Source organism: Pseudomonas sp. JV241A (assembly GCF_900275665.1).
GTDB classification, from domain to species: Bacteria; Pseudomonadota; Gammaproteobacteria; order Pseudomonadales; family Pseudomonadaceae; genus Aquipseudomonas; species Aquipseudomonas wadenswilerensis.
The window spans coordinates 1-20,007 of record NZ_OPYO01000016.1 but is presented as its reverse complement, the minus strand read 5'-3'; the positions used below and the strand labels follow the sequence as shown (position 1 = coordinate 20,007).

The window sequence follows — 20,007 nt, the reverse complement described above, 5'->3', positions numbered from 1 at the left end:
GTGGTACTGAACCGGCGTCATCATCTGCCATCGGCAGGCTGCCGCCCTTGTCGCACGTCAAGGCGCGCGGCGTGTAACGGCGTAGGCTGCCAATCGCTGTTGAATACGCTAGTGCAAGGGTTGTGCCCTGACGTGATTGCAGGCTGAAGTCGATAGAACAAGGGTAGAAATGACCCTTGAATGGTCAATTCAACCCATTTGCCCAGGGTATTTTTTACCCGCCAGCATCAGCGCGTCAGAAAACCCGGGGCTCGTCGCCTGGCCCGGCTCTTGCTCGATCAGAACCTCCTGGTCCGTGCCCCTTTCCCGCTTGAGGATGAATCGCCATGGTGCTTCACCGCGTCCACCACCAGATCCTGCGCAGCCACCACTTGTTCGAACCGTTGAACGACGAGCAGCTCGACGAACTGATGGGCAACAGCCAGCTGCTCAGCGTCGACAAGGGCGAGCCGCTGTTCCGCCAGGGTGAGCCGGCCGAGGCGTTCTACTTCGTGATCGCCGGCGCGGTGAAAATCTACCGTTTGACCCCGGACGGCCAGGAGAAGGTCTTCGAAGTCATCGGCCCGCGGCAGACCTTTGCCGAAGCGATGATGCTGATGGACACCCCCAACTATGTGGCATCGGCCGAAGCGGTCGGGCAATCGCAATTGTATCGGCTGTCGACCAGCACCTACATGCGCCTGCTGCAGAGCAACAGCCGGCTGACCTTCGCCCTGCTCGGCAAGCTGTGCGTACGCCTGCACCAACGGGTCAATGAAATCGAAACGCTGTCGCTGAAGAATGCCACCCACCGGGTGGTGCGCTACCTGCTGACGCAACTGATGCACGCGCAGCCGGTGGAACGCCAGTTCGAACTGCCGATGGCCAAGCAGCTGATCGCCGGGCATTTGTCGATCCAGCCGGAAACCTTCTCAAGAATCATCCGCCGCCTGATCGATGAAAAGATCATCACCCAGGAGGGGCGGCGCATCGTCATTCTCGATCGGCCACGGCTGGAGCAATTCGAATGAACGCCCTGCCCGTATGCCTGTATTGCGAACACACCAACCCGGCCCGGGCCAGCACTTGCGAGCACTGCGGCATGCCGCTGCCGGCCACCGCAGCGTTGGCCGGGGCACGCCAGCAACTGCGCTTTCTGTGGTTTTGCATCGGCCTGACGCTGTTCTGCGTGGCGATGGTGTTCTGGTTACCGCGCTAAGGCTGGGTCAACTGCCGATACAGCTGCGGCAAACGCAGCGGCAGTTGCTCAGGCTGGCGAATCAGCGCGTAGCCGTTGCTGCCGAACATGTACGGCAAATAAGCACCGGCTTGGCGGTCGATGGTGATGCAAAAGGGCGTCAAGCCCATGCGCCGGGCTTCGTGCACGGCTTCGCGGGTGTCTTCAACGCCATAACGCCCTTCATAGAGGTCCAGGTCATTGGGCTTGCCATCGGTGAGCAGCAGCAACAGCTTGCGCCGCCGTTTGCAGCCGCCGAGCAACTGGCTGGCCTGGCGAATCGCCGCGCCCATGCGGGTGTAGTAACCGGGTTTGAGGCCCTGAATCTTGCCGCGCGTGACATCGTTGTAGCGTTGCTCGAAGGCTTTCAGTTGCTGCAGGCGCACCTGTTGGCGACGCAGCGACGAGAAGCCGTACAAAGCAAAGTCATCCCCCACTGCTGACAAGGTTTCGCCGAACAGCAGCAAGCTGTCGCGGATCACTTCGATCACCCGCTGTTCATCGTTCAGGTGCGCATCGGTGGACATCGACACATCCGCCAGCAGCAGGCAGGCGAGGTCCCGGCGCGTGTGGCGCTGTTCCATGAACAAGCCGCGCTCGGCACACTGGCCATGCACGCGCTCGACATGAAAATCCAGCCAGGCCTGCAAATCCAGCTCGCTGCCCTGAGGCTGCTGGCGCAACCATTGGCGATCGGTGCGCAGTTGCTCGAACTGCCGGCGCAAGCGCCGTGCCGAGGTTTGCAGCCGTGCTGGCAGTGGCTGGGGCTCGCAGTCGCGGGGTTCAAGCAGTTGCAGGTTGACGAAGTTGGCCTGCAAGCGCCCCTGGCGATAGTCCCACTCCGGCAGCTTGATGCCGTCGCCCAGGGGAATGTCGTCGACCTGGGCCGGCGGCAGGTCCAGGTGCAGTTTCAGGCCGCCGCCCTTGCGGATACGGGTGCGCGACAAGGTCAGCTGATCGAGGTCCTCGGCCACCCGGGCGGCATCCGGGTCCTGGCTGTCATCTGCCCAGCGGTCGAGGTCGACGTGTTCGGTCCAGCTGAACAGGTTCTCCAGGCGCACGATCAACAGGCCGCCCTTGGCCGGGCGCTCCTCGATGCGGGTGGCGCGCTTGCGTCCGCCCTGCTGCTCGCCGGGGGTATTGGGCAGCTCGTTTTGGGCGTCTTCAAGGTCGCCAGCCTGGGTGCTGGCAAGCTGCAGGGGTGGATACAGCCACAGCGGCAGTGGCCAGGCCGCCCGTTCGCTGCGCGGAAAATCCTCGACGCTGCCCGGCTCGCGCAGGGCTTGGCGCAAGGCGCGCTCAAGCCGCGCTTCATCGGCGCTCAGCGCGGCCGGATCCGGGCGCAGTTGCAGGTGGGCATCGACCAGCCGTTGGTAACGGCCCACCAACCCCGGAAAGCGTTGCAGCAGCTCGCGCGTCCAGCGCTGATTGTCCCGCCCCCAATGACGCATCGGCCCCGATTGCGCCGCGAGCATGGCCAGCCAGCGGTACAGCTCCTGGTTCAAGGCAGCATCTGCGAACACCGCAAGCTGCGCCGGCAAGCGCAGATTATGCCCGTCACACCAGGCCAGCGGCGCCTGCTTGCAGGTGCCGGCGATCTGCTGCAACAGGCTGCGGCGCAGCAGCAGGTCACGCTCGCTGGCCGCCTCCACCCCCATGCCGCCCGCCCCGCCCATGGCCCTGAACAACAGGGCCAGGGCCCGTTGTCGCGGCGCCAGCGCTACTTGCGCCGCGGGGAAATCGGCACTCGCCCGGCGGGTGATGAAACGATGCCAGACACTGCCAACCCACTCTTCCATTTCAACCGTGAAGGCCATGTTGCCTCCTTTGCACAAAGCAGAAAGCGGCCCGCTGGATCAGCCGGGCCGCACATGATCAAGCAACCGCCGGGGTCATGACGGCACTACCCTGGCTGGCGCGCGCAGCGCTGCACGCCCGCGCTGACGAAAGCTCAGCAGGTAGCACAACAGGCCCGCGAGAAAGCCCACGCCGCTGACCAGCCGCGCCCAGAACAGCCCGCGCAACTGATCGGCGGTGGACATGAACGGCAAGGCCGTGCCGTCTTCGGCCCAGCGCTGCAACAGCACCTGGACCACGCCGGCGGCGGTGAGCAGCAAGGTGATCATCACCATCGACAGGGTCATCAGCCAGAAGCCCCACACTTCAAGGGTCTGCGAACGCTCATCGGCGGCCTCGCCGAGCCCGCGCAGGCGCGGCATGGCGTAGCTGATCAGGGTCATGACGATCATCGCGTAGGCACCGTAGAAGGCCAGGTGGCCGTGGGCGGCGGTCAGTTGCGTGCCATGGGTGTAAAAATTGACCGGTGCCAGGGTGTGCAGGAAACCCCAGACCCCGGCACCGAAGAACGCGGTCACCGTGGTGCCTTTGGCCCACAATGTGGCGGCGCGGTTGGGGTGCTGGCGGCGGCGGTTTTTCACCATGCTGAAGGCGAACATGACCATGGCCAGGAACGGCAGCGGCTCCAGCGCCGAGAAGATCGAACCGACCCACAGCCACACCTCGGGCGCACCGATCCAGAAGAAGTGGTGGCCGGTACCGATGATGCCGGTAATCAGCGCCATGGCGATGATCACATACAGCCATTTTTCCACCACTTCGCGGTCGACCCCGGTGATCTTGATCAGCACGAAGGCCAGCATCGAGCCCATGATCAGTTCCCACACGCCCTCGACCCAAAGATGCACCACCCACCACCAGTAGAACTTGTCGCGGGCAAGGTTCCCCGGGTTGTAGAAGGAGAACAGGAAGAACACCGCCAGACCAATCAGGCCGGTCATCATCACCATGCTCACGGTGGTCTTGCGGCCCTTGAGCAGGGTCATGCCGATGTTGTAGAGAAAGCCCAGGCAGACCACGACGATGCCCAGCTTGGTGATGGTCGGCTGCTCGAGGAACTCGCGCCCCATGGTCGGCAGCAGCTCGTTGTGAGTCAGCCGCGCAAGGCCGGCATAGGGCACCAGCAGGTAGCCGAGGATAGTCAGCACCCCGGCGGCGGCGAACACCCAGAACAGCAAAATCGCCAGCTTCGGGCTGTGCAGCTCGCGGTCGGCCTCCTCCGGCACCAGGTAGTAGGCGGCGCCCATGAAGCCGAACAGCAGCCAGACGATCAGCAGGTTGGTGTGCACCATGCGCGCCACGTTGAACGGAATGGCCGGGAACAGGAAGTCCCCGATCACGTATTGCAGGCCCATGATCAAACCGAACAGCACCTGGCCGAGGAACAGGATCAGGGCGAACACGAAGTAGGGTTTGGCAACGGCCTGGGAGGCAAATTTAAGATGCGGATTGGCAACGTTCATCACTCAGCCCTCCTGGTTTGGCGGCCAGCCATTGGTATTGATGTTCGAGCTCCATTTGAGGAATTCGGCGATGTCGTCGACTTCCTGTTCGCTCAGGTTGAACTGCGGCATGGCCCGGCGGCCGGGCACGCCCAGCGGCTGCATTTTCATCCAGGCATGCATGAACGGCTTGAAGCCCTCCTCGCCGCCGCGGCGCTTGAACACGTTGCCCAGCTCCGGCGCAAAGTACGCGCCCTCGCCCAACAGGGTGTGGCAGCCGACGCAGTTGTTCTGCTCCCAGACCGTCTTGCCGCGCACCACCGCGTCGGTCAATTGCGCGACGTTGCTGCGTTCGGGAAAGGTCTGTTCGGTGTGGTAGGTCAAAGCCAGGAATATCAGGAAGAAGAACACGCTTCCCCCGAAATAGATGTTCCTGGCCATGCCCTTGGTGAAGGTCTCTGACATGGTCGCTTCCTCATTGCTTGGCCTGGCCATGATAGAAAGCGCGGGGCAAAAACCTGCTTGATGGCGATCAAGAAACGCCGATGGTTTTACTCAGGTATTAGCCGCGCAGGTGCAGGCCAAGGCCCACCAGCGCCGCCAGCACCAGGGCCCAGCTCAGCAACAGCCAGCGCCAACGCTGCGGGCCGTGGCGCAGTTCCATGAAGCCGTCGGTGATCAGCCAGGCCTTGGCCGCCGCCAGTAGCAGGATGACCGTGCCCTGGCCGAGCATCACCGTGCCCAGGCTCAGGCACGCCAGGGCAAGCCAGCACAGCAAAAGAACTATCGATGTGGGCATGCGCCCTCCTCAACCCAGCAGGTAAACCAGCGGGAACAGCAGCACCCAGACCAGATCGACCATGTGCCAGTACAGCACCCCGGATTCGAAGCCGCTGCACTGGCCAGGGCCATAGCCGCGATGCCAGGCCGTCAGCGCCAGCCAGGCCAGGATCAGCATGCCGAGCAGCACATGGAGAAAATGAAAGCCCGTGAGAATCCAGTACAAGGTGAAGAAGGTGTTGCGCTCGATGCCCAGCCCAGCGCCGAGCAGGTGGCGGTATTCGCCGAGCTTGAGCCACACGTAGACGCAGGCGACCAGTAAGGCGGCGAGCAGCAACAATGCCGCCCGCCTCGGCTGCCCCTGGCGCACCTGCACCTGGGCCAGCGCCGCCAGCGCCCCGGCACTGAGCAGGCTCAGGGTCATGGCCAGGCCCGTGGAGGCGTCGAGCAAGGCGCGGCTGGCGGCAAACAGCTGCGGCTTGAGGTGATGGGTCACGGCAAAGGCCAGGATCAGGATGGCGAACACCGACAGCTCGGCGAGGATGAACAGCCACATCGCCAGGTCGCCCGGCAACTGCCGGGGCAGTTGCTCAGCCGAAGTGGACATCGACCACGTCCATCAACGCCGCCACCGTCACCGGGTCATCGCTGAGCGGCTCGGCCAGGCAAGCCAGGCAGGCCTGCCTCGGGTTCATGCCGGCGCCGATCATCCGTGCGGTGAAAATCAGCAGGCGGGTCGAGGCCACCTCTTCCAGGTCATGCTGGTCCAGGCGCCGCAAGGCCTGGCCGAGCTTGACGATCTGGTTGGCCAGGGCGCCATCGACCCCGGCCTCGCGGCGCACGATGCGCGCTTCTTCGGCGGCGGGCGGATAGTCGAACCGCAGGGCCACGAAACGCTGGCGGGTGCTGGGCTTCATGCCCTTGAGCAGGTTCTGGTAACCGGGGTTATAGGACACCACCAGCATGAACGACGGCGGCGCCTGCAGCACTTCGCCGGTGCGTTCGAGAAACAGCTCGCGGCGGCCATCGGCCAGCGGGTGCAGCACCACCACGGTGTCCTGGCGTGCTTCGACCACTTCGTCGAGGTAGCAGATGCCGCCCTCGCGCACTGCCCGGGTCAATGGCCCGTCCTGCCACCAGGTGCCCTGGGCGCCGATCAGGTGGCGGCCGATCAGGTCGGCAGCGCTGAGGTCGTCGTGGCAGGCCACGGTGTGCAGGGGCAGTTTCAGGCGATGGGCCATGTGCTGGACAAAGCGGGTCTTGCCACAACCGGTGGGGCCTTTGATCAGCACCGGCATGCCGTGGCGCCAGGCCTGTTCGAACAATGCCAGTTCGTTGCCTTGCGCTTGGTAGAAGGGTTCGCAGCGGGGTTCTGTGAGGTCCATGGCTTACCTGGATAGACAGCGGGTTCGACGACCACGCTAAGAGCCCCTGCGACAACCTGGCAAGCGCCATGGCCGGCAAACTTGATCGCCGTCAAGCGGTCCGCGGCCTGCTCCGGCATAGCCTTTCCAGGCACCAAGAACCTGCGCTCTGTCCTGGCATTCCAGCACATCGCAAAGGTCTAGCCTGAGGAGAGAAGGAATGCTGATCAGTAACCGAAAAACCTTTGCCCTGAGCCTCGCCAGCCTCTGTTCGGCGCTGGCGCTGGCGTTGCCCACCAGCGTCGGCGCCGAGCAGAAAAGCGCTGCCGCGCAACCGGCCATGGTCACCACGGCCGGCGCGCCGGACATGACCCAGGCCGATTTCGATGCCGCCAAGGAGATCTACTTCCAGCGCTGCGCCGGTTGCCACGGCGTGCTGCGCAAGGGCGCCACCGGCAAGCCGCTGACCCCGGACATCACCCAGGCCCGTGGCCAGGCCTACCTGGAAGCGCTGATCAGCTACGGCTCGCCGGCCGGCATGCCGAACTGGGGCACCTCCAATGCGCTGACCAAGGCGCAGATCACCAGCATGGCCCACTTCATCCAGCACACCCCGCCCACCCCGCCGGAATGGGGCATGGCCGAAACCCGCAACACCTGGAAGCTGCTGGTCAAACCCGAAGACCGCCCCACTCACCAGTTGAACAAGCTCAACCTGCAGAACCTGTTCTCGGTGACCCTGCGCGACGACGGCAAGATCGCCCTGATCGACGGCGACAGCAAGCAGATCGTCAAGCTCATCGAGACCGGCTACGCCGTGCACATCTCGCGGATCTCGGCGTCCGGCCGCTATCTGCTGGTGATCGGCCGCGATGCGCGCATCGACATGATCGACCTGTGGCCCAAAGAGCCGACCAAGGTGGCCGAAATCAAGGTCGGCATCGAGGCGCGCTCGGTGGAAACCTCCAAGTTCAAGGGCTTCGAAGACAAGTACACCATCGCCGGCTCCTACTGGCCGCCGCAGTTCACCATCATGGACGGCGAGACCCTGGAGCCCAAGCAGATCGTCTCGACCCGCGGCATGACCGTCGACAAGCAGGAGTACCACCCCGAGCCACGGGTGGCGGCGATCATCGCCTCCCACGAATGGCCGGAGTTCATCGTCAACGTCAAGGAAACCGGCAAGGTCATGCTGGTCAACTACGAAGACATCAAGAACCTCACCATCACCAGCATCGACGCCGCGCCGTTCCTGCATGACGGTGGCTGGGACAGCAGCCATCGCTACTTCATGACCGCGGCCAACAACGCCAACAAGGTGGCGGTGATCGACTCCAAAGAGCGCCGCCTGACCGCCCTGGTCGACGTCGGCAAGACCCCGCACCCCGGCCGTGGCGCCAACTTCGTGCACCCGCAGTTCGGCCCGGTGTGGGCCACCAGCCACCTGGGCGATGCCGGCATCTCGATGATCGGTACCGACCCACTGAAGTACCCGCAGTACGCCTGGAAACAGGTCGGCTCGCTCAAGGGCCAGGGCGGCGGCTCGCTGTTCATCAAGACCCACCCCGACTCGCGCCACCTGTACGTTGACACCACCCTGAACCCGGACACCAAGCTCAGCCAGTCGGTGGCGGTGTTCGACATCGACAAGCTCGATGCCGGCTACAAGGTGCTGCCGATTGCCGAGTATTCGGGGATCAAGCAAGGCGCCCTGCGCGTGGTCCAGCCCGAGTACAACAAGGCCGGTGACGAGGTGTGGTTCTCGGTGTGGAACGGCCAGACCGAGGAGTCGGCACTGGTGGTGATCGACGACAAGACCCTGGCGCTCAAGCAGGTGATCAAGGACAAGCGGCTGATCACCCCGACCGGCAAGTTCAATGTCTACAACACCCAACACGACATTTATTGAGCTTCATCAACGCAAGGAGTCGTCATGAAAAATACCCTGCTTTCACTCTGCACCCTGGCCACTGCGTTGAGCCTGCAACCGGCCCTGGCCGATGACGCACTGGCGTTGTTCCAGAGCAAGTCCTGTGTGGCCTGCCATGCCGTCGACGCCAAGCTGGTAGGCCCGGCGCTCAAGGAGGTGGCAGCAAAGAATGCCGGCATCAGTGGCGCCGCCGATACGCTGGCCAGCCATATCAAGAACGGTACCCAAGGCAACTGGGGGCCGATCCCGATGCCGGCCAATGCGGTCAGTGATGAAGAAGCAAAACAGTTGGCCAACTGGGTCTTGAGCCTCAAGTAACCCACCCACGGAGGGCGTCATGAATACTTACCGCTGTGTTGTGAGCCTGGCGTCCCTCCTGCTTGTTCCCCCTGCTTTCGCCGCGCCTGACGCCCAGCGCCAGGCGCAGCTCGAACACCTGCTGGCCCAGGACTGCGGCGCCTGCCATGGCCTGCACCTGACCGGCGGCCTGGGCCCGGAACTGACGCCGGCGGCCCTTGCCGGCAAACCCCGCGATGGTCTGCTCGCCACCGTGCGCCTGGGCCGCCCCGGCACCGCGATGCCCGCCTGGGAGGCGCTGCTGAGCGCCGACGACATCGGCTGGCTGGTCGATCATCTTTTGCAAGGAGCATCTGCCCCATGATCCGACACGTACTGTTACCCGCCACCTGCGCGCTGCTGTTGTCCGCCTGTACCCAGGCTCCGCTGCGCGGCACTGGCGACCTGGGCCTGGTGGTGGAACGCGCCAGCGCCAGCGTGCAGATCATCGACAGCAGCGCCGGCAAAGCCCTGGCGCGCATCGACGGGCTGGGCGATTTGTCCCATGCCTCGGCGGTGTTTTCCCGCGACCAGCGCTACGCCTATGTGTTCGGCCGTGACGGCGGCCTGACCAAGGTCGATCTGCTCCAGCAGCGCATCGACAAACGCCTGATCCAGGGCGGCAACAGCATCGGTGGTGCGATCAGCCAGGACGGCAAGCTGATCGCGGTGTCCAACTACGTGCCTGGCGGGGTCAAGGTCTTCGATGCGCACAGCCTTGAGCTGGTCGCCGACATCCCCGCCACCCTGCTCGCCGACGGCACCAAGCGCTCGCGGGTGGTCGGCCTGGTTGACGCGCCCGGCCAGCGCTTCGTGTTCAGCCTGTTCGACAGCGGCGAGATCTGGAGCGCCGACTTCAGCCACGGCAATACGCCGCAGATCACCCGGTTTACAGGTATCGGCCAGCAACCCTACGACGCGTTGATCACCGCCGATGGCCGCTATTACATGGCCGGGCTGTTCGGCGAAGACGGCATGGCCCAGCTCGACCTCTGGCACCCGGAGCATGGGGTCAAGCGCGTGCTCGGCGACTACGGTCGCGGCCAGGCCAAGTTGCCGGTGTACAAGATGCCGCACCTGGAAGGCTGGGCGGTGGCCGATAACCAGGCTTTCGTGCCGGCGGTCGGGCGCCATCAGGTACTGGTGATGGATGCGCGCACCTGGCAGCAGACCGACGCCATCGCCGTCGCCGGGCAACCGGTGTTCGTCAGCGCCCGTCCGGACGGGCGCCAGCTGTGGGTCAACTTCGCCTACCCGGACAATGACCGGGTGCAGGTCATCGATACCGAAACCCACAACGTCATTGCCGACCTCAAGCCAGGCCCCGCCGTGCTGCACATGGAGTTCACCGCCCGTGGCGACCAGTTGTGGCTGTCGGTGCGTGACGCCAACCAGGTGCAGGTCTGGGACCCGTACAGCCTCAAGCGGCTCGCCACCCTGCCGGCCACCGCCCCCAGCGGCATCTTCTTCAGCAGCCGCGCCCAGCAGATGGGGTACTGAGATGCCGCTAGACACTCTCGAACGGCGCCTCATCCAACACTACCAACATGGCATGCCGATCTGCGCCGAACCCTACCTGGAGATGGCCCAGGCGCTCGGCTGCAGCGAGGATCAGGTCATCGCCTGCCTGCAGCGGATGGCCGGGCATGGCCGCCTGTCGCGCATCGGCCCGGTGTTCGAACACCGCCGCGCCGGCGCCAGCACCCTCGCCGCCCTGGCCGTGCCCGCCGAGCGCCTGCAACAGGTGGCCGAGCGCATCAGCCAGTACCCCGAGGTCAACCACAACTATGCCCGCGAGCACCACTACAACCTCTGGTTCGTACTGACCGGGCCCGACCGCCCGCACCTGCAGCGCATCCTCGACGAACTGCAAGCCGATACCGGCCTGACCCCGCTCGACCTGCCGATGCTCACCGCCTACCGCATCGACCTCGGCTTTGCCCTGGGAGACGCGCCATGAGCTGTATTCTCGATCCCGCGCAAAGCCTGGCCCTGCGGCGCCTGCTTGAAAGCGGCCTGCCCCTGCTTGCGCGCCCCTACCAGCACCTCGCCCGGCAGATCGGCGCCGAAGAACAGCAGGTGCTGGCACAGATCAACCAATGGCAGCAGCAAGGCCTGTTCCGCCGCCTGGGCCTGGTGCTCAACCACCGCGCCCTGGGCTTTACTGCCAACGCCATGCTGGTGCTGGACATCCCCGACGCCCTGATCGACGAAGTCGGCCAGCGCCTGGGCCGCGAGCCGCTGGTCAGCCTCTGCTACCAGCGGCCACGGCGCTTGCCGCAATGGCGCTACAACCTGTTCTGCATGGTCCATGGCCGCCAGCGCGAGCGGGTCGAGGCGCAGATCGCGGCGTTGCTCGAGCAGCACCTGCTCAGCGACCTGCCCTACCAGGTCTTGTTCAGCACCCAGGCTTTCAAACAGTGCGGTGGCCGCTTCGCCCCCGCCAGCAGCGGAGCAAGCGCCCATGGATGAACTCGACCGCCGCCTGATCAACCGCCTGCAATTGGGCCTGCCGCTGGTGCCCCAGCCCTGGCAGGTGCTGGCCGAGGAATTGGGCAGCAGCAGCCAGCAACTGCGTGAACGTCTGCAACGCCTGCTCGACGACGGCACCCTGACCCGCTTCGGGCCAATGTTCGACATCGAACGGCTGGGCGGCGCCTTTACCCTGGCGGCGCTGACGGTGCCTGAAGCACGCTTCGAGGCCGTTGCCGCCGAGCTTGCGGCGATGCCCGAAGTCGCTCACAACTACCGCCGCGAACACCCCTTCAACATGTGGTTCGTCCTCGGCTGCGCCAGCCTCGAGCACCTGGACCAGACCCTGCAGCGCATCCAGCAGCGCACCGGCCTGACCCCGCTCAACCTGCCCAAGGAGGAGACCTACCATGTCGGTTTGTACTTCCCGGTCTGAACAGGCCCTGGCCCTGCGCCTGGTACAACTGACCCAGGCCGGCCTGCCGCTGGTGGACGATCCCTGGGGCTGGCTGGCCGGGCAGCTGCACCTGAGCGTCGAGGCAACCCTGGCCCTGCTCAAGCGCCTGCAGGCTGACGGCGCCATTCGCCGCATCGCTGCCGTGCCCAACCATTACCGCCTGGGCTATCGCTTCAACGGCATGACCGTCTGGGATGTCGACGACGCGCAGATGCCCCGCCTGGGCCGGCTTATCGGCGCCCAGCCCTTCGTCAGCCACTGCTACCGGCGCCCGCGCAACGGCAGTTGGCGCTACAACCTGTTCGCCATGGTCCATGGCCGCAGCGCCACCGAAATCGACAGCTACCGCGAACACCTGCGCTACCTGCTGGGTGATGCCTGCCGGGCCGACGACATGCTGGTCAGCAGCCGCATCCTGAAGAAAACCGGTTTACGCCTGCCCACCAGCCACTGAGCAAGGAGCGTCGCATGTTGAGAATCAGCCAGTACCTGCGCGCCCTGGCCGGCCACGGCCCTGCCCCGCGCACCAGCCCACCGGGCAGCCCGCGCCCGCCGGTGGTGATCTGGAACCTGCTCAGGCGTTGCAACCTGACCTGCAAGCACTGCTACGCCACCTCGGCCGACAGCGTGTTTCGTGACGAGCTGGATACCGAAGCGGCCCTGCAAGTGATCGATGACCTGGCCGATGCCGGGGTCAAGGTGCTGATTCTCTCCGGCGGCGAGCCGCTGCTGCGCGGCGACCTGTTCCTGCTCAGTGCCCATGCCCGCGACCAAGGCATGTTCGTCGCCCTGTCGAGCAACGGCACGCTGATCGATGAGCGCAACATCGCCCAGGTTCGCGCGGCCCGCTTCGACTACGTCGGCATCAGCATCGATGGCCTTGAGGCCACCCACGATGCCTTTCGCCAGCTCAAAGGCAGCTTCGCCAGTTCGCTGAAGGCCATGCGCCTGTGCCGCGAACAGGGCATTCGCGTCGGCATGCGCACCACCCTGACCCAGGACAACCACGCCCAGCTGCCGGCTTTACTGGCGCTGATGCGCGACTGTGACGTGGGCAAGTTCTACCTCTCGCACCTGAACTACAGCGGCCGCGGCAAGCGCAGCCGCAAGCTCGACGCGCTGCAGCAGATGAGCCGTGAGGCGATGAACCTGCTGTTTGATCAGGCCTGGGATGATATCCAGCACGGCCGCGACAGCGACTTCGTCAGCGGCAACAACGATGCCGATGCCATCCTGTTGCTGCAGTGGACTGCGCGTCATCTACCCGAGCACTACCCGCAACTGGAGCAGATGCTGCGCGCCTGGGGCGGCAATGCCTCGGGCTGCGCCATCGCCAATATCGACAACACCGGCGAAGTGCACCCCGACACCTACTGGTGGCAGCACTCGGTAGGCAACGTGCGCCGCACGCCGTTCCGCACCCTGTGGCTGGAGCAGCCCGATCCTCTGCTGTTGCGCCTGCGCGAGCATCCCCGGGCCGTGACCGGGCGCTGCGCCGCCTGCCATTGGCTGAGCATCTGCAACGGCAACACCCGCACCCGCGCCTGGGCCGCCGGTGACCTCTGGGGCCAGGACCCCGGCTGCCACCTGAGCGATGAAGAAATCGGCCTGCCGCCATCGGCGCGCATTCCTTGCGTCACGCATTGACAACCTGACCGGGCAAGCCGCCGACACAGGCGGCGACCCGGCGCCCCTGATGATGGAACAAGGAACGCCCTCATGCATTGTGCCTCCGTTCTACCTGCCGCCCTGCACTCGCCCTTCAGCCCCGGCGAAGTCGCCCTGGTCGGTGCCGGGCCCGGCGATCCGCGCCTGCTCACCCTGCGCGCCTGGAGCCTGCTGATGCAGGCCGATGCCGTGGTCTATGACCGCTTGATCAGCAGTGAACTGCTGGCCCTGATCCCGCCCGCTTGCCGCCGCCATTACGTTGGCAAGATCAGCGGCTACCACAGCCTGCCCCAGGCACAGATCAACCAGTTGCTGGTCGACCTGGCGGCCCAGGGCCAGCGGGTGGTGCGGCTCAAGGGCGGCGACCCGTTCATCTTCGGCCGGGGCGCCGAAGAACTCGACTTCCTCCTGCAGCACGGCATCGATTGTCAGGTGGTACCGGGCATCACTGCCGCCGCCGGCTGCAGCGCCTATGCCGGGATCCCCCTGACCCACCGCGACCTGGTCAACTCCTGCCGTTTCATCACCGGCCACCTGCAACACGACGGCGCGCTCAACCTGCCCTGGCAGAGCCTGGCCGACAGCAGCCAGACCCTGGTGTTCTATATGGGCCTGGCCAATCTGCGGCTGATCACCGAGCAGTTGATCGCTGCCGGGCTTGCCGCCGATACCCCGGCGGCCCTGATCAGCCGCGGCACTTGCGCCGACCAGCAGGTGCTGCGCGGCACCCTCGCACACTTGCCAATGCTGGCGCGGCAATGCCCCGCCGCCACGCCGACGCTGACGGTGATCGGCAAGGTGGTCGGGCTGTTCGCCGAACAGGCGCTGCGCCACCCGGCGCACTTTGCCGGTGCCGCGCTTGCCGCCGAGGTCGCACCATGAAAGCCCTGGCCCTTGTCCCGCTGTTATGGATGGCTTCGGCCCAGGGCAGCGCGGCCCTCGACCAGGCCGCCCTGGACTATCAGCAGCATTGCCAGCAGTGCCATGGCGCCAATCGTTTCGGTGCCAGCGGCCCGGCCCTGCTGCCGGAAAGCCTGAGCCGGATCAAGCCCGCCGAGATTCGCCAGGTGATCGCCTCCGGCCGCCCGGCCAGCCAGATGAGCGGCTTTGCCAAGGTATTGAGCTCAGCCCGGATCGACGGCCTGGTGACCTACCTGCAACAGCCCCCGGCCACACCACCGACCTGGAGCGATGCCGAGATCCGCGCCAGCCACCAGGTGCTCAATGCCGTCGACAGTCTTCCAGGCACACCCCAGCACGCTGCCGACCCCCTGAACCTGTTCGTGGTCGTTGAAGCCGGCGATCACCACATCAATATCCTCGACGGCGACCGCTTCACCGTGCTGGCACGCTTTGCCTCGCATTTTGCCGTGCACGGCGGTCCGAAGTTCTCTCCCGATGGCCGCTTCGTCTACTTTGCCTCCCGCGACGGCTGGGTCAGCCAGTACGACTTGCACAACCTGAAACTGATCGCCGAGGTGCGCGCCGGGCTCAATACCCGCAACCTGGCGGTGAGCAAGGACGGGCGCTGGGTGCTGGTGGGCAACTACCTGCCAGGCAACCTGGTGCTGCTCGATGCCCGCGACCTGACGCCAGTGAAAACCATCGCTGCGGTTGGCCAGGACGGCACGCCGTCGCGGGTCAGCGCGGTGTACACGGCACCGCCACGGGACAGTTTCATCGTGGCGCTCAAGGACGTGAAAGAGGTCTGGGAACTGTCCAGCGCCGGCCAGCCCGACTTCGTGCCGCGAAGGATTGCGGCCGAGGATTTTCTCGACGATTTCTCCTTCTCGCCGGACTACCGGCAACTGCTGGCCACCTCCCGCAAGGCCAACGGCGGCCAGGTGATTGACCTCGATAGCGGCCAGGTGCTCAGCCGCATTGCCCTGCCCGGCATGCCGCACCTGGGCTCCGGCACCTGGTGGCGGCGCAACGGCGACTGGGTGTTCGCCACGCCGAACATCAGCCAGGGCCTGATCTCGGTGATCGACCTCAAGACCTGGCGCCTGATCAAGGAGATCCCCACCCTGGGCCCGGGCTTTTTCATGCGCAGCCACGCCAACTCGGCCTATGCCTGGACCGATGTGTTCTTCGGCCCCGACAACGACGCCATCCACCTGATCGACAAGCAGACCCTGGAAATCGCCCACACCCTGCGGCCGATGCCGGGCAAGACCGCTGCCCATGTCGAGTTCAGCCACGACGGCCGCTATTTGCTGCTGAGCATCTGGGCCAACGACGGCGCGCTGATCGTCTACGACAGCCAGACCCTCGAGGAGGTCAAGCGCATTCCCATGAACAAGCCCTCGGGCAAGTACAACGTCGGCAACAAGATCGAGTTCGCCGAGGGCACTTCGCACTAAACGGTGCGCGAAAACTGGCCTTTACGCCCACCGCCCAGGTAGGCGTCAAAGGCCATGGCGGTGTTGCGCATCATCAAGTGGCCCTGGGGCAGCAACTGCAAGGCGTGTTGATCAAGCGCCAGCAACTGGTCATCCACCTGCTCGGCCAGCTGCTCCAGGGCTTCGGCGAAGTAGTCGTTGAAGCAGATACCGTGCGCGGCCTGGAACCGGTCAAAATCGATGCGGCCATGGCACATCAGCTGGTTGATCACCTCGCGGCGCAGCAGGTCGTCGGCATTCAGGCGGTAGCCACGCTGGATCGGCAGCAGGCCCTGATCGAGCCACGCATAGTACTGGGACAGCAGCTTGACGCTCTGGCTGTAGCTGTCACCTACCTTGCCGATAGCCGACACGCCCAGGCCGATCAGGTCGCAGTCGGCATGGGTCGAGTAGCCCTGAAAGTTGCGCTGCAGGGTGCCATTGGCCCGGGCCAGGGCCAATTCGTCGTCCGGCAAGGCGAAGTGATCCATGCCGATGTACACGTAACCGGCGTCGGTCAGGCGCTGGATGGTCAGCTCCAGCAGCTCCAGCTTGCGCTCCGGCGGCGGCATGTCTTCGCGGCGGATCATCCGCTGCGCCCGCACTTGCTCGGGCAGGTGGGCATAGCTGTAGGCGGCGATGCGGTCCGGGCGCAGGGCGATGATCTTGCCCAAGGTCACGTCGAAGCTCTGCACCGTTTGCAGCGGCAGGCCGTAAATCAGATCGACGCTGACCGACTTGAAGCGCGCCTCGCGTGCTGCGGCCACCAACGCGTAGATCTGTTCTTCGCTTTGCCGGCGATTGACCGCCGCCTGCACAGCGGCGTCGAAATCCTGCACGCCGAAACTCAGGCGATTGAAGCCCAGGCCGCGCAGCATCTGGATTTGCCCGGTACTGACGGTGCGCGGATCGACCTCGATGGAAAACTCGTGATCGTCGCTGTCATCGAGGTTGAACGCCTGGTGCAGGCAGTCCATCAATTCGGCCAGTTGCGCGTTGCTCAGGTAGGTCGGCGTGCCGCCCCCCAGGTGCAGCTGGGTCAGCTTGCGACTGCGCTCGAACAGCGCGCCCTGCAGGGCAATCTCACGCTTCAGGTAGCCCAGGTACTCGGCCGCGCGATGGGTCTTGCGGGTGATGATCTTGTTGCAGGCGCAGTAATAGCAAAGGCTCTGGCAAAACGGGATATGGATATAGGCCGACAGCGGCTTGGGCCTCGGCGCCTGGTTGCTGGCCTGCACGGCCTGCAGGTAGTCATCGACGGCGAAGGCCGGGTGAAACTGCGGCGCGGTCGGGTACGAGGTATAGCGCGGCCCTGGACGGTCGTACTTTTTCACCAGGGCGCGGTTGAATTCAAAGGCTGGCATCGTGATCGACCCATTGCTGATGGAGGGAAAGCCCCGGGCTGCTCTGTTCGAACAGCTGGCAGATGGCATCCACTTCCACCCGGCCGGCGGGCAATATGCTGATGTAACGCGCTGACAACTCGACCAGCCCGGCCCGACTCATGGCCTCCAGCTGGCGCCAGGCGCTTGCAAAGTACTGGCGAAAATCCACGCCGTAACGGGCCTCGATGGCCTGGATATCCAGCTCCAGGTCACAGGCCAGGCGCTCGGTTACCCGCTGGCGCAACTGGTCATCCGCCTCGCAGCGCCAGCCTCGGCAGGTGGCCAACTGGTCGTTGCCCAGCTGTTGCAGGTAGTGCGCGAGGCTCAGGGCATTCTGCGCATAGAGTTCGTCGAACTGGCTGATCGCGCCCAGGCCCAAGCCGACATGGTCGCAGTAGCCGTGCCGGGTAAAACCCTGGCAATTGCGGCGCAGGCGCCCGCGTTCCTGGGCGATGGCCAGATCGTCGTCGGCGCGCACGAACTGGCCCAGGCCGATGTGCTGGTACCCCGCCGCCGGCAGTTGCTCAAAACAGATGCGCCGCATCAGCGCCTTGTCCTGCTCGCTGCAGGGCGCTTGCCGGGCACTGTGGGCGTAGCGCGCTGGCGCCTGGGCATAATCGAACACCTGCAGGCGGTCGGGCTCGAGCTCGATCAGGGTGGCAAGCTTGCGGGCGAAGCTGTCCGGGGTCTGCCAGGCGTGGCCATAGCCAAGGTCGACACTCACCGAGCGAAAATCGAAGGTGCGCGCAGCATCGATCAGCGAATGAATCGGCGCCGGGTTCTGGCAACGGGCTGCCGACGGCACACCACCCTGGCCGCCATCGGGCACACCGATGCTGACATGGTTGAACCCCTGGTCACGCAACAGGCCCATGGTCGCCCAGTCGGTGTGATGCAGATCGACTTCAACGCCGTAGTCACCCAATTCGTGTTGCAGAAAATTGAAGCGTTGGCGCAGTTGCCCCATCAACTGCTGCAGCACCTCGGGCCCTGGGGTAGCGCCGCTCAACTGGAACTGCTCAATGCTCTGGTCGGCTCCCAGGTGGCAGCCGACCAGCGCGATCTCCCGTTGCAGGCCGCGCAGATAGGCGTCTTGCTCCTGACTGTCGAGCCCGGCGGGCAGTTGCACGCCCAAGGACAACGGCCGGTGCTGCTGACGGCTGGCGCGCAGGGCGCGCAACACATCCAGCGAGCCGATGCCGGCATGAAACCTGCGGGTATCGGCATGCCTGCCGGGCTCTCCCGGCCACTGCCCGTGCGGGGTGATCTGCTGCCGGTGGCGATGGAGTGAGTCAAGCATGGCGGGGCTCCGAGACGGGCTACGGAGCATCAGTGTCCGCCCGGAGCGGCCCAGGGGCCTTGATTTGCATCAAGCGCGGCGCGGCTGGCTACCATGTCAGGTAGAACATGGCCTTGGCCAGCAGCAGGATCAGTAGCAGATGAACGAACACACTGTGATGAATGAACTTCACCCGGCCGCTGTTCATCTGCCCGTTGCGAAACCACAGCATGGCCACGAGAAAATGCCCCAGCACGCTGGCGGCAAGCATGATTTTCACCAGCAACAAGGTGCCGAACGACGAGCGCAGGGGCGTCTCCAGCAGCGGCACATAGCGCAGCCAGACCATCCCTACCCCGGCCCCGAACAGCACCAGCAGCACCCAGGGCATCAACTGCCGGGCGCGCTGGCCGATGGCCTGTTCCAGTAGCAGCATGAGCTTGGCCGGCAACTGCTTGCGGATGTGTTCAAGGAACAGCACCTCGAAGAACACCGTACCGATGAAGATCACCGCGGCGAACAGGTGCAGGGATAACAGCAGCGGGTAGAGCATCGGGGCCTCGGCGTGAGTCTGGCACTGGGCTCGACACTAGCGCGGTGGCGGGGTGTGGTGGTTGACGGCAATCAACAAAGCCCGATCCCACAGTGGGTTTGTGTACGCCGCCCCTGTGGGAGCGGGCTTGCCCCGCGATCGAGCGCGCAGCGGTCGTAATCCAGGCGCCGCATGATGTGTTGGCTGTACTGGCCTCATCGCTGGCAAGCCAGCTCCCACAGGTCTTGCACTGCCCCTGGGAGCACAGCCAATCCTGTGGGAGCCGGACTTGCCGGCGATCGAGCGCGCAGCGGTCGTAATCCAGACGCCGCATAATGTGCTGGTTGTACTGGCCTCATCGCTGGCAAGCCAGCTCCCACAGGTCTTGCACTGCCCCTGGGAGCACCGCCAATCCTGTGGGAGCCGGACTTGCCGGCGATCGAGCGCGCAGCGGTCGTAATCCAGACGCCGCATGATGTGCTGGTTGTACTGGCCTCATCGCGGGGCAAGCCCGCTCCCACAGGTCTTGCACTGCCCCTGGGAGCACCGCCAATCCTGTGGGAGCCGGACTTGCCGGCGATCGAGCGCGCAGCGGTCGTAATCCAGGCGCCGCATGATGTGTTGGCTGGACTGGCCTCATCGCGGGGCAAGCTGAACTGGCCTAATGATTTTGGACACCTTCGTCGGGCGCTATTATGGCGCCCAATTGGAGGCAAAATCAGTGCGAAAATCTTACTCGAACGAATTCAAAATCAAAGCTGCCGAGATGGTGCTGGACGATGGTGAGTCAGTCCCTGATGTCTGCGAGAGCCTTGGTCTAGGGCGGACCGCGCTTCGTCGCTGGGTCGAGCAACTGCGCCAGGAACGAGAAGGTCAAACACCGGTCGGCGCGAAGGCCATCACTCCAG

At 64.9% G+C, this 20,007-nt stretch carries 23 protein-coding genes; 14 read left to right on the top strand and 9 right to left on the bottom strand.

Translation table 11 applies throughout. The annotated features are described in order from the left end of the window. Positions 1 to 326: 326 nt before the first annotated feature. On the top strand, positions 327 to 1,010 hold the full coding sequence (locus tag JV241A_RS10495) for a Crp/Fnr family transcriptional regulator (RefSeq protein WP_134062366.1): 684 nt from the start codon (positions 327 to 329) through the stop codon (positions 1,008 to 1,010). Next, positions 1,007 to 1,198, top strand: coding sequence for a protein DnrP (locus tag JV241A_RS10490; RefSeq protein WP_134062364.1), 192 nt, complete (start codon positions 1,007 to 1,009; stop codon positions 1,196 to 1,198). The genes JV241A_RS10495 and JV241A_RS10490 overlap by 4 nt, the downstream gene beginning before the upstream one ends. Here JV241A_RS10490 and JV241A_RS10485 read toward each other — a convergent pair. The 6 genes from JV241A_RS10485 to JV241A_RS10460 form a co-directional block, all read right to left on the bottom strand. Beyond that, positions 1,195 to 3,033 carry a VWA domain-containing protein gene (locus tag JV241A_RS10485; protein WP_134062362.1) on the bottom strand — a complete coding sequence of 613 codons (1,839 nt, stop codon included), beginning with the start codon at positions 3,031 to 3,033 and terminating at the stop codon, positions 1,195 to 1,197. The genes JV241A_RS10490 and JV241A_RS10485 overlap by 4 nt on opposite strands. Before the next feature lie 75 nt (positions 3,034 to 3,108). Further along, positions 3,109 to 4,536, bottom strand: a complete 1,428-nt coding sequence (locus tag JV241A_RS10480) for a cbb3-type cytochrome c oxidase subunit I (protein ID WP_134062360.1) — start codon at positions 4,534 to 4,536, stop codon at positions 3,109 to 3,111. A 3-nt stretch (positions 4,537 to 4,539) separates the two neighbouring features. Next, entirely contained in the window at positions 4,540 to 4,980 is a 441-nt protein-coding gene (locus JV241A_RS10475) for a cytochrome c (RefSeq protein WP_115087143.1), read from the bottom strand. 97 nt (positions 4,981 to 5,077) lie between these two features. Beyond that, the gene (locus tag JV241A_RS10470; RefSeq protein ID WP_115087144.1) at positions 5,078 to 5,314 is read right to left on the bottom strand and encodes a cytochrome C oxidase subunit IV family protein; all 237 of its coding nucleotides are present in this window, start codon (positions 5,312 to 5,314) and stop codon (positions 5,078 to 5,080) included. Between the two features lie 9 nt (positions 5,315 to 5,323). Next, a complete protein-coding gene (locus JV241A_RS10465) occupies positions 5,324 to 5,902 on the bottom strand; it encodes a cytochrome c oxidase subunit 3 (RefSeq protein WP_115087145.1) in 579 nt (192 codons plus the stop codon). Beyond that, positions 5,886 to 6,680: a CbbQ/NirQ/NorQ/GpvN family protein gene (locus tag JV241A_RS10460; protein ID WP_115087146.1), complete on the bottom strand. Its 795-nt coding sequence runs from the start codon at positions 6,678 to 6,680 to the stop codon at positions 5,886 to 5,888. Before JV241A_RS10460 ends, JV241A_RS10465 begins: the two co-directional genes overlap by 17 nt. Before the next feature lie 319 nt (positions 6,681 to 6,999). On the opposite strand from JV241A_RS10460, the gene nirS reads away from it, so the two are divergent. The 11 genes from nirS to JV241A_RS10405 all read left to right on the top strand — a co-directional run bounded on the left by nirS (position 7,000) and on the right by JV241A_RS10405 (position 15,885). Beyond that, a complete protein-coding gene (nirS, locus tag JV241A_RS10455) occupies positions 7,000 to 8,568 on the top strand; it encodes a nitrite reductase (RefSeq protein WP_233673516.1) in 1,569 nt (522 codons plus the stop codon). A gap of 24 nt (positions 8,569 to 8,592) precedes the next feature. Further along, entirely contained in the window at positions 8,593 to 8,907 is a 315-nt protein-coding gene (locus JV241A_RS10450) for a c-type cytochrome (RefSeq protein WP_115087148.1), read from the top strand. A 19-nt stretch (positions 8,908 to 8,926) separates the two neighbouring features. Continuing rightward, positions 8,927 to 9,250 carry a cytochrome c gene (locus JV241A_RS10445; protein WP_115087149.1) on the top strand — a complete coding sequence of 108 codons (324 nt, stop codon included), beginning with the start codon at positions 8,927 to 8,929 and terminating at the stop codon, positions 9,248 to 9,250. Continuing rightward, positions 9,247 to 10,425 carry a cytochrome D1 domain-containing protein gene (locus JV241A_RS10440; RefSeq protein WP_134062358.1) on the top strand — a complete coding sequence of 393 codons (1,179 nt, stop codon included), beginning with the start codon at positions 9,247 to 9,249 and terminating at the stop codon, positions 10,423 to 10,425. The genes JV241A_RS10445 and JV241A_RS10440 overlap by 4 nt, the downstream gene beginning before the upstream one ends. Position 10,426: 1 nt before the next feature. Beyond that, positions 10,427 to 10,885 (top strand): Lrp/AsnC family transcriptional regulator, encoded by a 459-nt coding sequence (locus tag JV241A_RS10435; RefSeq protein ID WP_115087151.1) that lies wholly within the window; start codon positions 10,427 to 10,429, stop codon positions 10,883 to 10,885. After that, positions 10,882 to 11,397 carry an Lrp/AsnC family transcriptional regulator gene (locus tag JV241A_RS10430; protein ID WP_115087152.1) on the top strand — a complete coding sequence of 172 codons (516 nt, stop codon included), beginning with the start codon at positions 10,882 to 10,884 and terminating at the stop codon, positions 11,395 to 11,397. The genes JV241A_RS10435 and JV241A_RS10430 overlap by 4 nt, the downstream gene beginning before the upstream one ends. Then, entirely contained in the window at positions 11,390 to 11,833 is a 444-nt protein-coding gene (locus tag JV241A_RS10425) for an Lrp/AsnC family transcriptional regulator (protein WP_115087153.1), read from the top strand. Before JV241A_RS10430 ends, JV241A_RS10425 begins: the two co-directional genes overlap by 8 nt. Continuing rightward, on the top strand, positions 11,808 to 12,308 hold the full coding sequence (locus JV241A_RS10420; protein WP_115087154.1) for an Lrp/AsnC family transcriptional regulator: 501 nt from the start codon (positions 11,808 to 11,810) through the stop codon (positions 12,306 to 12,308). The genes JV241A_RS10425 and JV241A_RS10420 overlap by 26 nt, the downstream gene beginning before the upstream one ends. Before the next feature lie 14 nt (positions 12,309 to 12,322). Continuing rightward, positions 12,323 to 13,501: a heme d1 biosynthesis radical SAM protein NirJ gene (gene nirJ / locus JV241A_RS10415; RefSeq protein WP_115087155.1), complete on the top strand. Its 1,179-nt coding sequence runs from the start codon at positions 12,323 to 12,325 to the stop codon at positions 13,499 to 13,501. A 72-nt stretch (positions 13,502 to 13,573) separates the two neighbouring features. Beyond that, positions 13,574 to 14,404, top strand: coding sequence for a uroporphyrinogen-III C-methyltransferase (gene cobA / locus JV241A_RS10410; protein WP_115087156.1), 831 nt, complete (start codon positions 13,574 to 13,576; stop codon positions 14,402 to 14,404). After that, complete coding sequence (locus JV241A_RS10405; RefSeq protein ID WP_134062356.1) at positions 14,401 to 15,885, top strand: cytochrome D1 domain-containing protein; 1,485 nt, start codon at positions 14,401 to 14,403, stop codon at positions 15,883 to 15,885. The genes cobA and JV241A_RS10405 overlap by 4 nt, the downstream gene beginning before the upstream one ends. Here the strand turns inward: JV241A_RS10405 and hemN are convergent. The 3 genes from hemN to JV241A_RS10390 all read right to left on the bottom strand — a co-directional run bounded on the left by hemN (position 15,882) and on the right by JV241A_RS10390 (position 19,120). Then, on the bottom strand, positions 15,882 to 17,267 hold the full coding sequence (gene hemN / locus JV241A_RS10400; RefSeq protein WP_115087158.1) for an oxygen-independent coproporphyrinogen III oxidase: 1,386 nt from the start codon (positions 17,265 to 17,267) through the stop codon (positions 15,882 to 15,884). The genes JV241A_RS10405 and hemN overlap by 4 nt on opposite strands. Continuing rightward, positions 17,254 to 18,588 carry a coproporphyrinogen III oxidase gene (locus JV241A_RS10395; protein ID WP_115087159.1) on the bottom strand — a complete coding sequence of 445 codons (1,335 nt, stop codon included), beginning with the start codon at positions 18,586 to 18,588 and terminating at the stop codon, positions 17,254 to 17,256. The genes hemN and JV241A_RS10395 overlap by 14 nt, the downstream gene beginning before the upstream one ends. 88 nt (positions 18,589 to 18,676) lie before the next feature. Continuing rightward, on the bottom strand, positions 18,677 to 19,120 hold the full coding sequence (locus JV241A_RS10390) for a hypothetical protein (RefSeq protein WP_115087160.1): 444 nt from the start codon (positions 19,118 to 19,120) through the stop codon (positions 18,677 to 18,679). A gap of 643 nt (positions 19,121 to 19,763) precedes the next feature. Between JV241A_RS10390 and JV241A_RS10380 the strand changes: the two genes are divergently transcribed. Beyond that, positions 19,764 to 20,007, top strand: a 244-nt coding sequence (locus tag JV241A_RS10380; protein WP_240047852.1) for a transposase, incomplete at its 3' end; no start/stop codon positions are given.

Coding starts and splice junctions, on each gene's coding strand:
- JV241A_RS10440 (WP_134062358.1), top strand. CDS start 9,247: ATGATCCGACACGTACTGTTACCCGCCACCTGCGCGCTGCTGTTGTCC.
- nirS (WP_233673516.1), top strand. CDS start 7,000: ATGGTCACCACGGCCGGCGCGCCGGACATGACCCAGGCCGATTTCGAT.
- JV241A_RS10460 (WP_115087146.1), bottom strand. CDS start 6,680: ATGGACCTCACAGAACCCCGCTGCGAACCCTTCTACCAAGCGCAAGGC.
- JV241A_RS10435 (WP_115087151.1), top strand. CDS start 10,427: ATGCCGCTAGACACTCTCGAACGGCGCCTCATCCAACACTACCAACAT.
- JV241A_RS10395 (WP_115087159.1), bottom strand. CDS start 18,588: ATGCTTGACTCACTCCATCGCCACCGGCAGCAGATCACCCCGCACGGG.
- JV241A_RS10465 (WP_115087145.1), bottom strand. CDS start 5,902: ATGTCCACTTCGGCTGAGCAACTGCCCCGGCAGTTGCCGGGCGACCTG.
- JV241A_RS10450 (WP_115087148.1), top strand. CDS start 8,593: ATGAAAAATACCCTGCTTTCACTCTGCACCCTGGCCACTGCGTTGAGC.
- JV241A_RS10485 (WP_134062362.1), bottom strand. CDS start 3,033: ATGGCCTTCACGGTTGAAATGGAAGAGTGGGTTGGCAGTGTCTGGCAT.
- JV241A_RS10475 (WP_115087143.1), bottom strand. CDS start 4,980: ATGTCAGAGACCTTCACCAAGGGCATGGCCAGGAACATCTATTTCGGG.
- JV241A_RS10430 (WP_115087152.1), top strand. CDS start 10,882: ATGAGCTGTATTCTCGATCCCGCGCAAAGCCTGGCCCTGCGGCGCCTG.
- JV241A_RS10390 (WP_115087160.1), bottom strand. CDS start 19,120: ATGCTCTACCCGCTGCTGTTATCCCTGCACCTGTTCGCCGCGGTGATC.
- JV241A_RS10420 (WP_115087154.1), top strand. CDS start 11,808: ATGTCGGTTTGTACTTCCCGGTCTGAACAGGCCCTGGCCCTGCGCCTG.
- JV241A_RS10490 (WP_134062364.1), top strand. CDS start 1,007: ATGAACGCCCTGCCCGTATGCCTGTATTGCGAACACACCAACCCGGCC.
- JV241A_RS10445 (WP_115087149.1), top strand. CDS start 8,927: ATGAATACTTACCGCTGTGTTGTGAGCCTGGCGTCCCTCCTGCTTGTT.
- JV241A_RS10495 (WP_134062366.1), top strand. CDS start 327: ATGGTGCTTCACCGCGTCCACCACCAGATCCTGCGCAGCCACCACTTG.
- JV241A_RS10470 (WP_115087144.1), bottom strand. CDS start 5,314: ATGCCCACATCGATAGTTCTTTTGCTGTGCTGGCTTGCCCTGGCGTGC.
- JV241A_RS10425 (WP_115087153.1), top strand. CDS start 11,390: ATGGATGAACTCGACCGCCGCCTGATCAACCGCCTGCAATTGGGCCTG.
- cobA (WP_115087156.1), top strand. CDS start 13,574: ATGCATTGTGCCTCCGTTCTACCTGCCGCCCTGCACTCGCCCTTCAGC.
- JV241A_RS10480 (WP_134062360.1), bottom strand. CDS start 4,536: ATGAACGTTGCCAATCCGCATCTTAAATTTGCCTCCCAGGCCGTTGCC.
- JV241A_RS10405 (WP_134062356.1), top strand. CDS start 14,401: ATGAAAGCCCTGGCCCTTGTCCCGCTGTTATGGATGGCTTCGGCCCAG.
- nirJ (WP_115087155.1), top strand. CDS start 12,323: ATGTTGAGAATCAGCCAGTACCTGCGCGCCCTGGCCGGCCACGGCCCT.
- hemN (WP_115087158.1), bottom strand. CDS start 17,267: ATGCCAGCCTTTGAATTCAACCGCGCCCTGGTGAAAAAGTACGACCGT.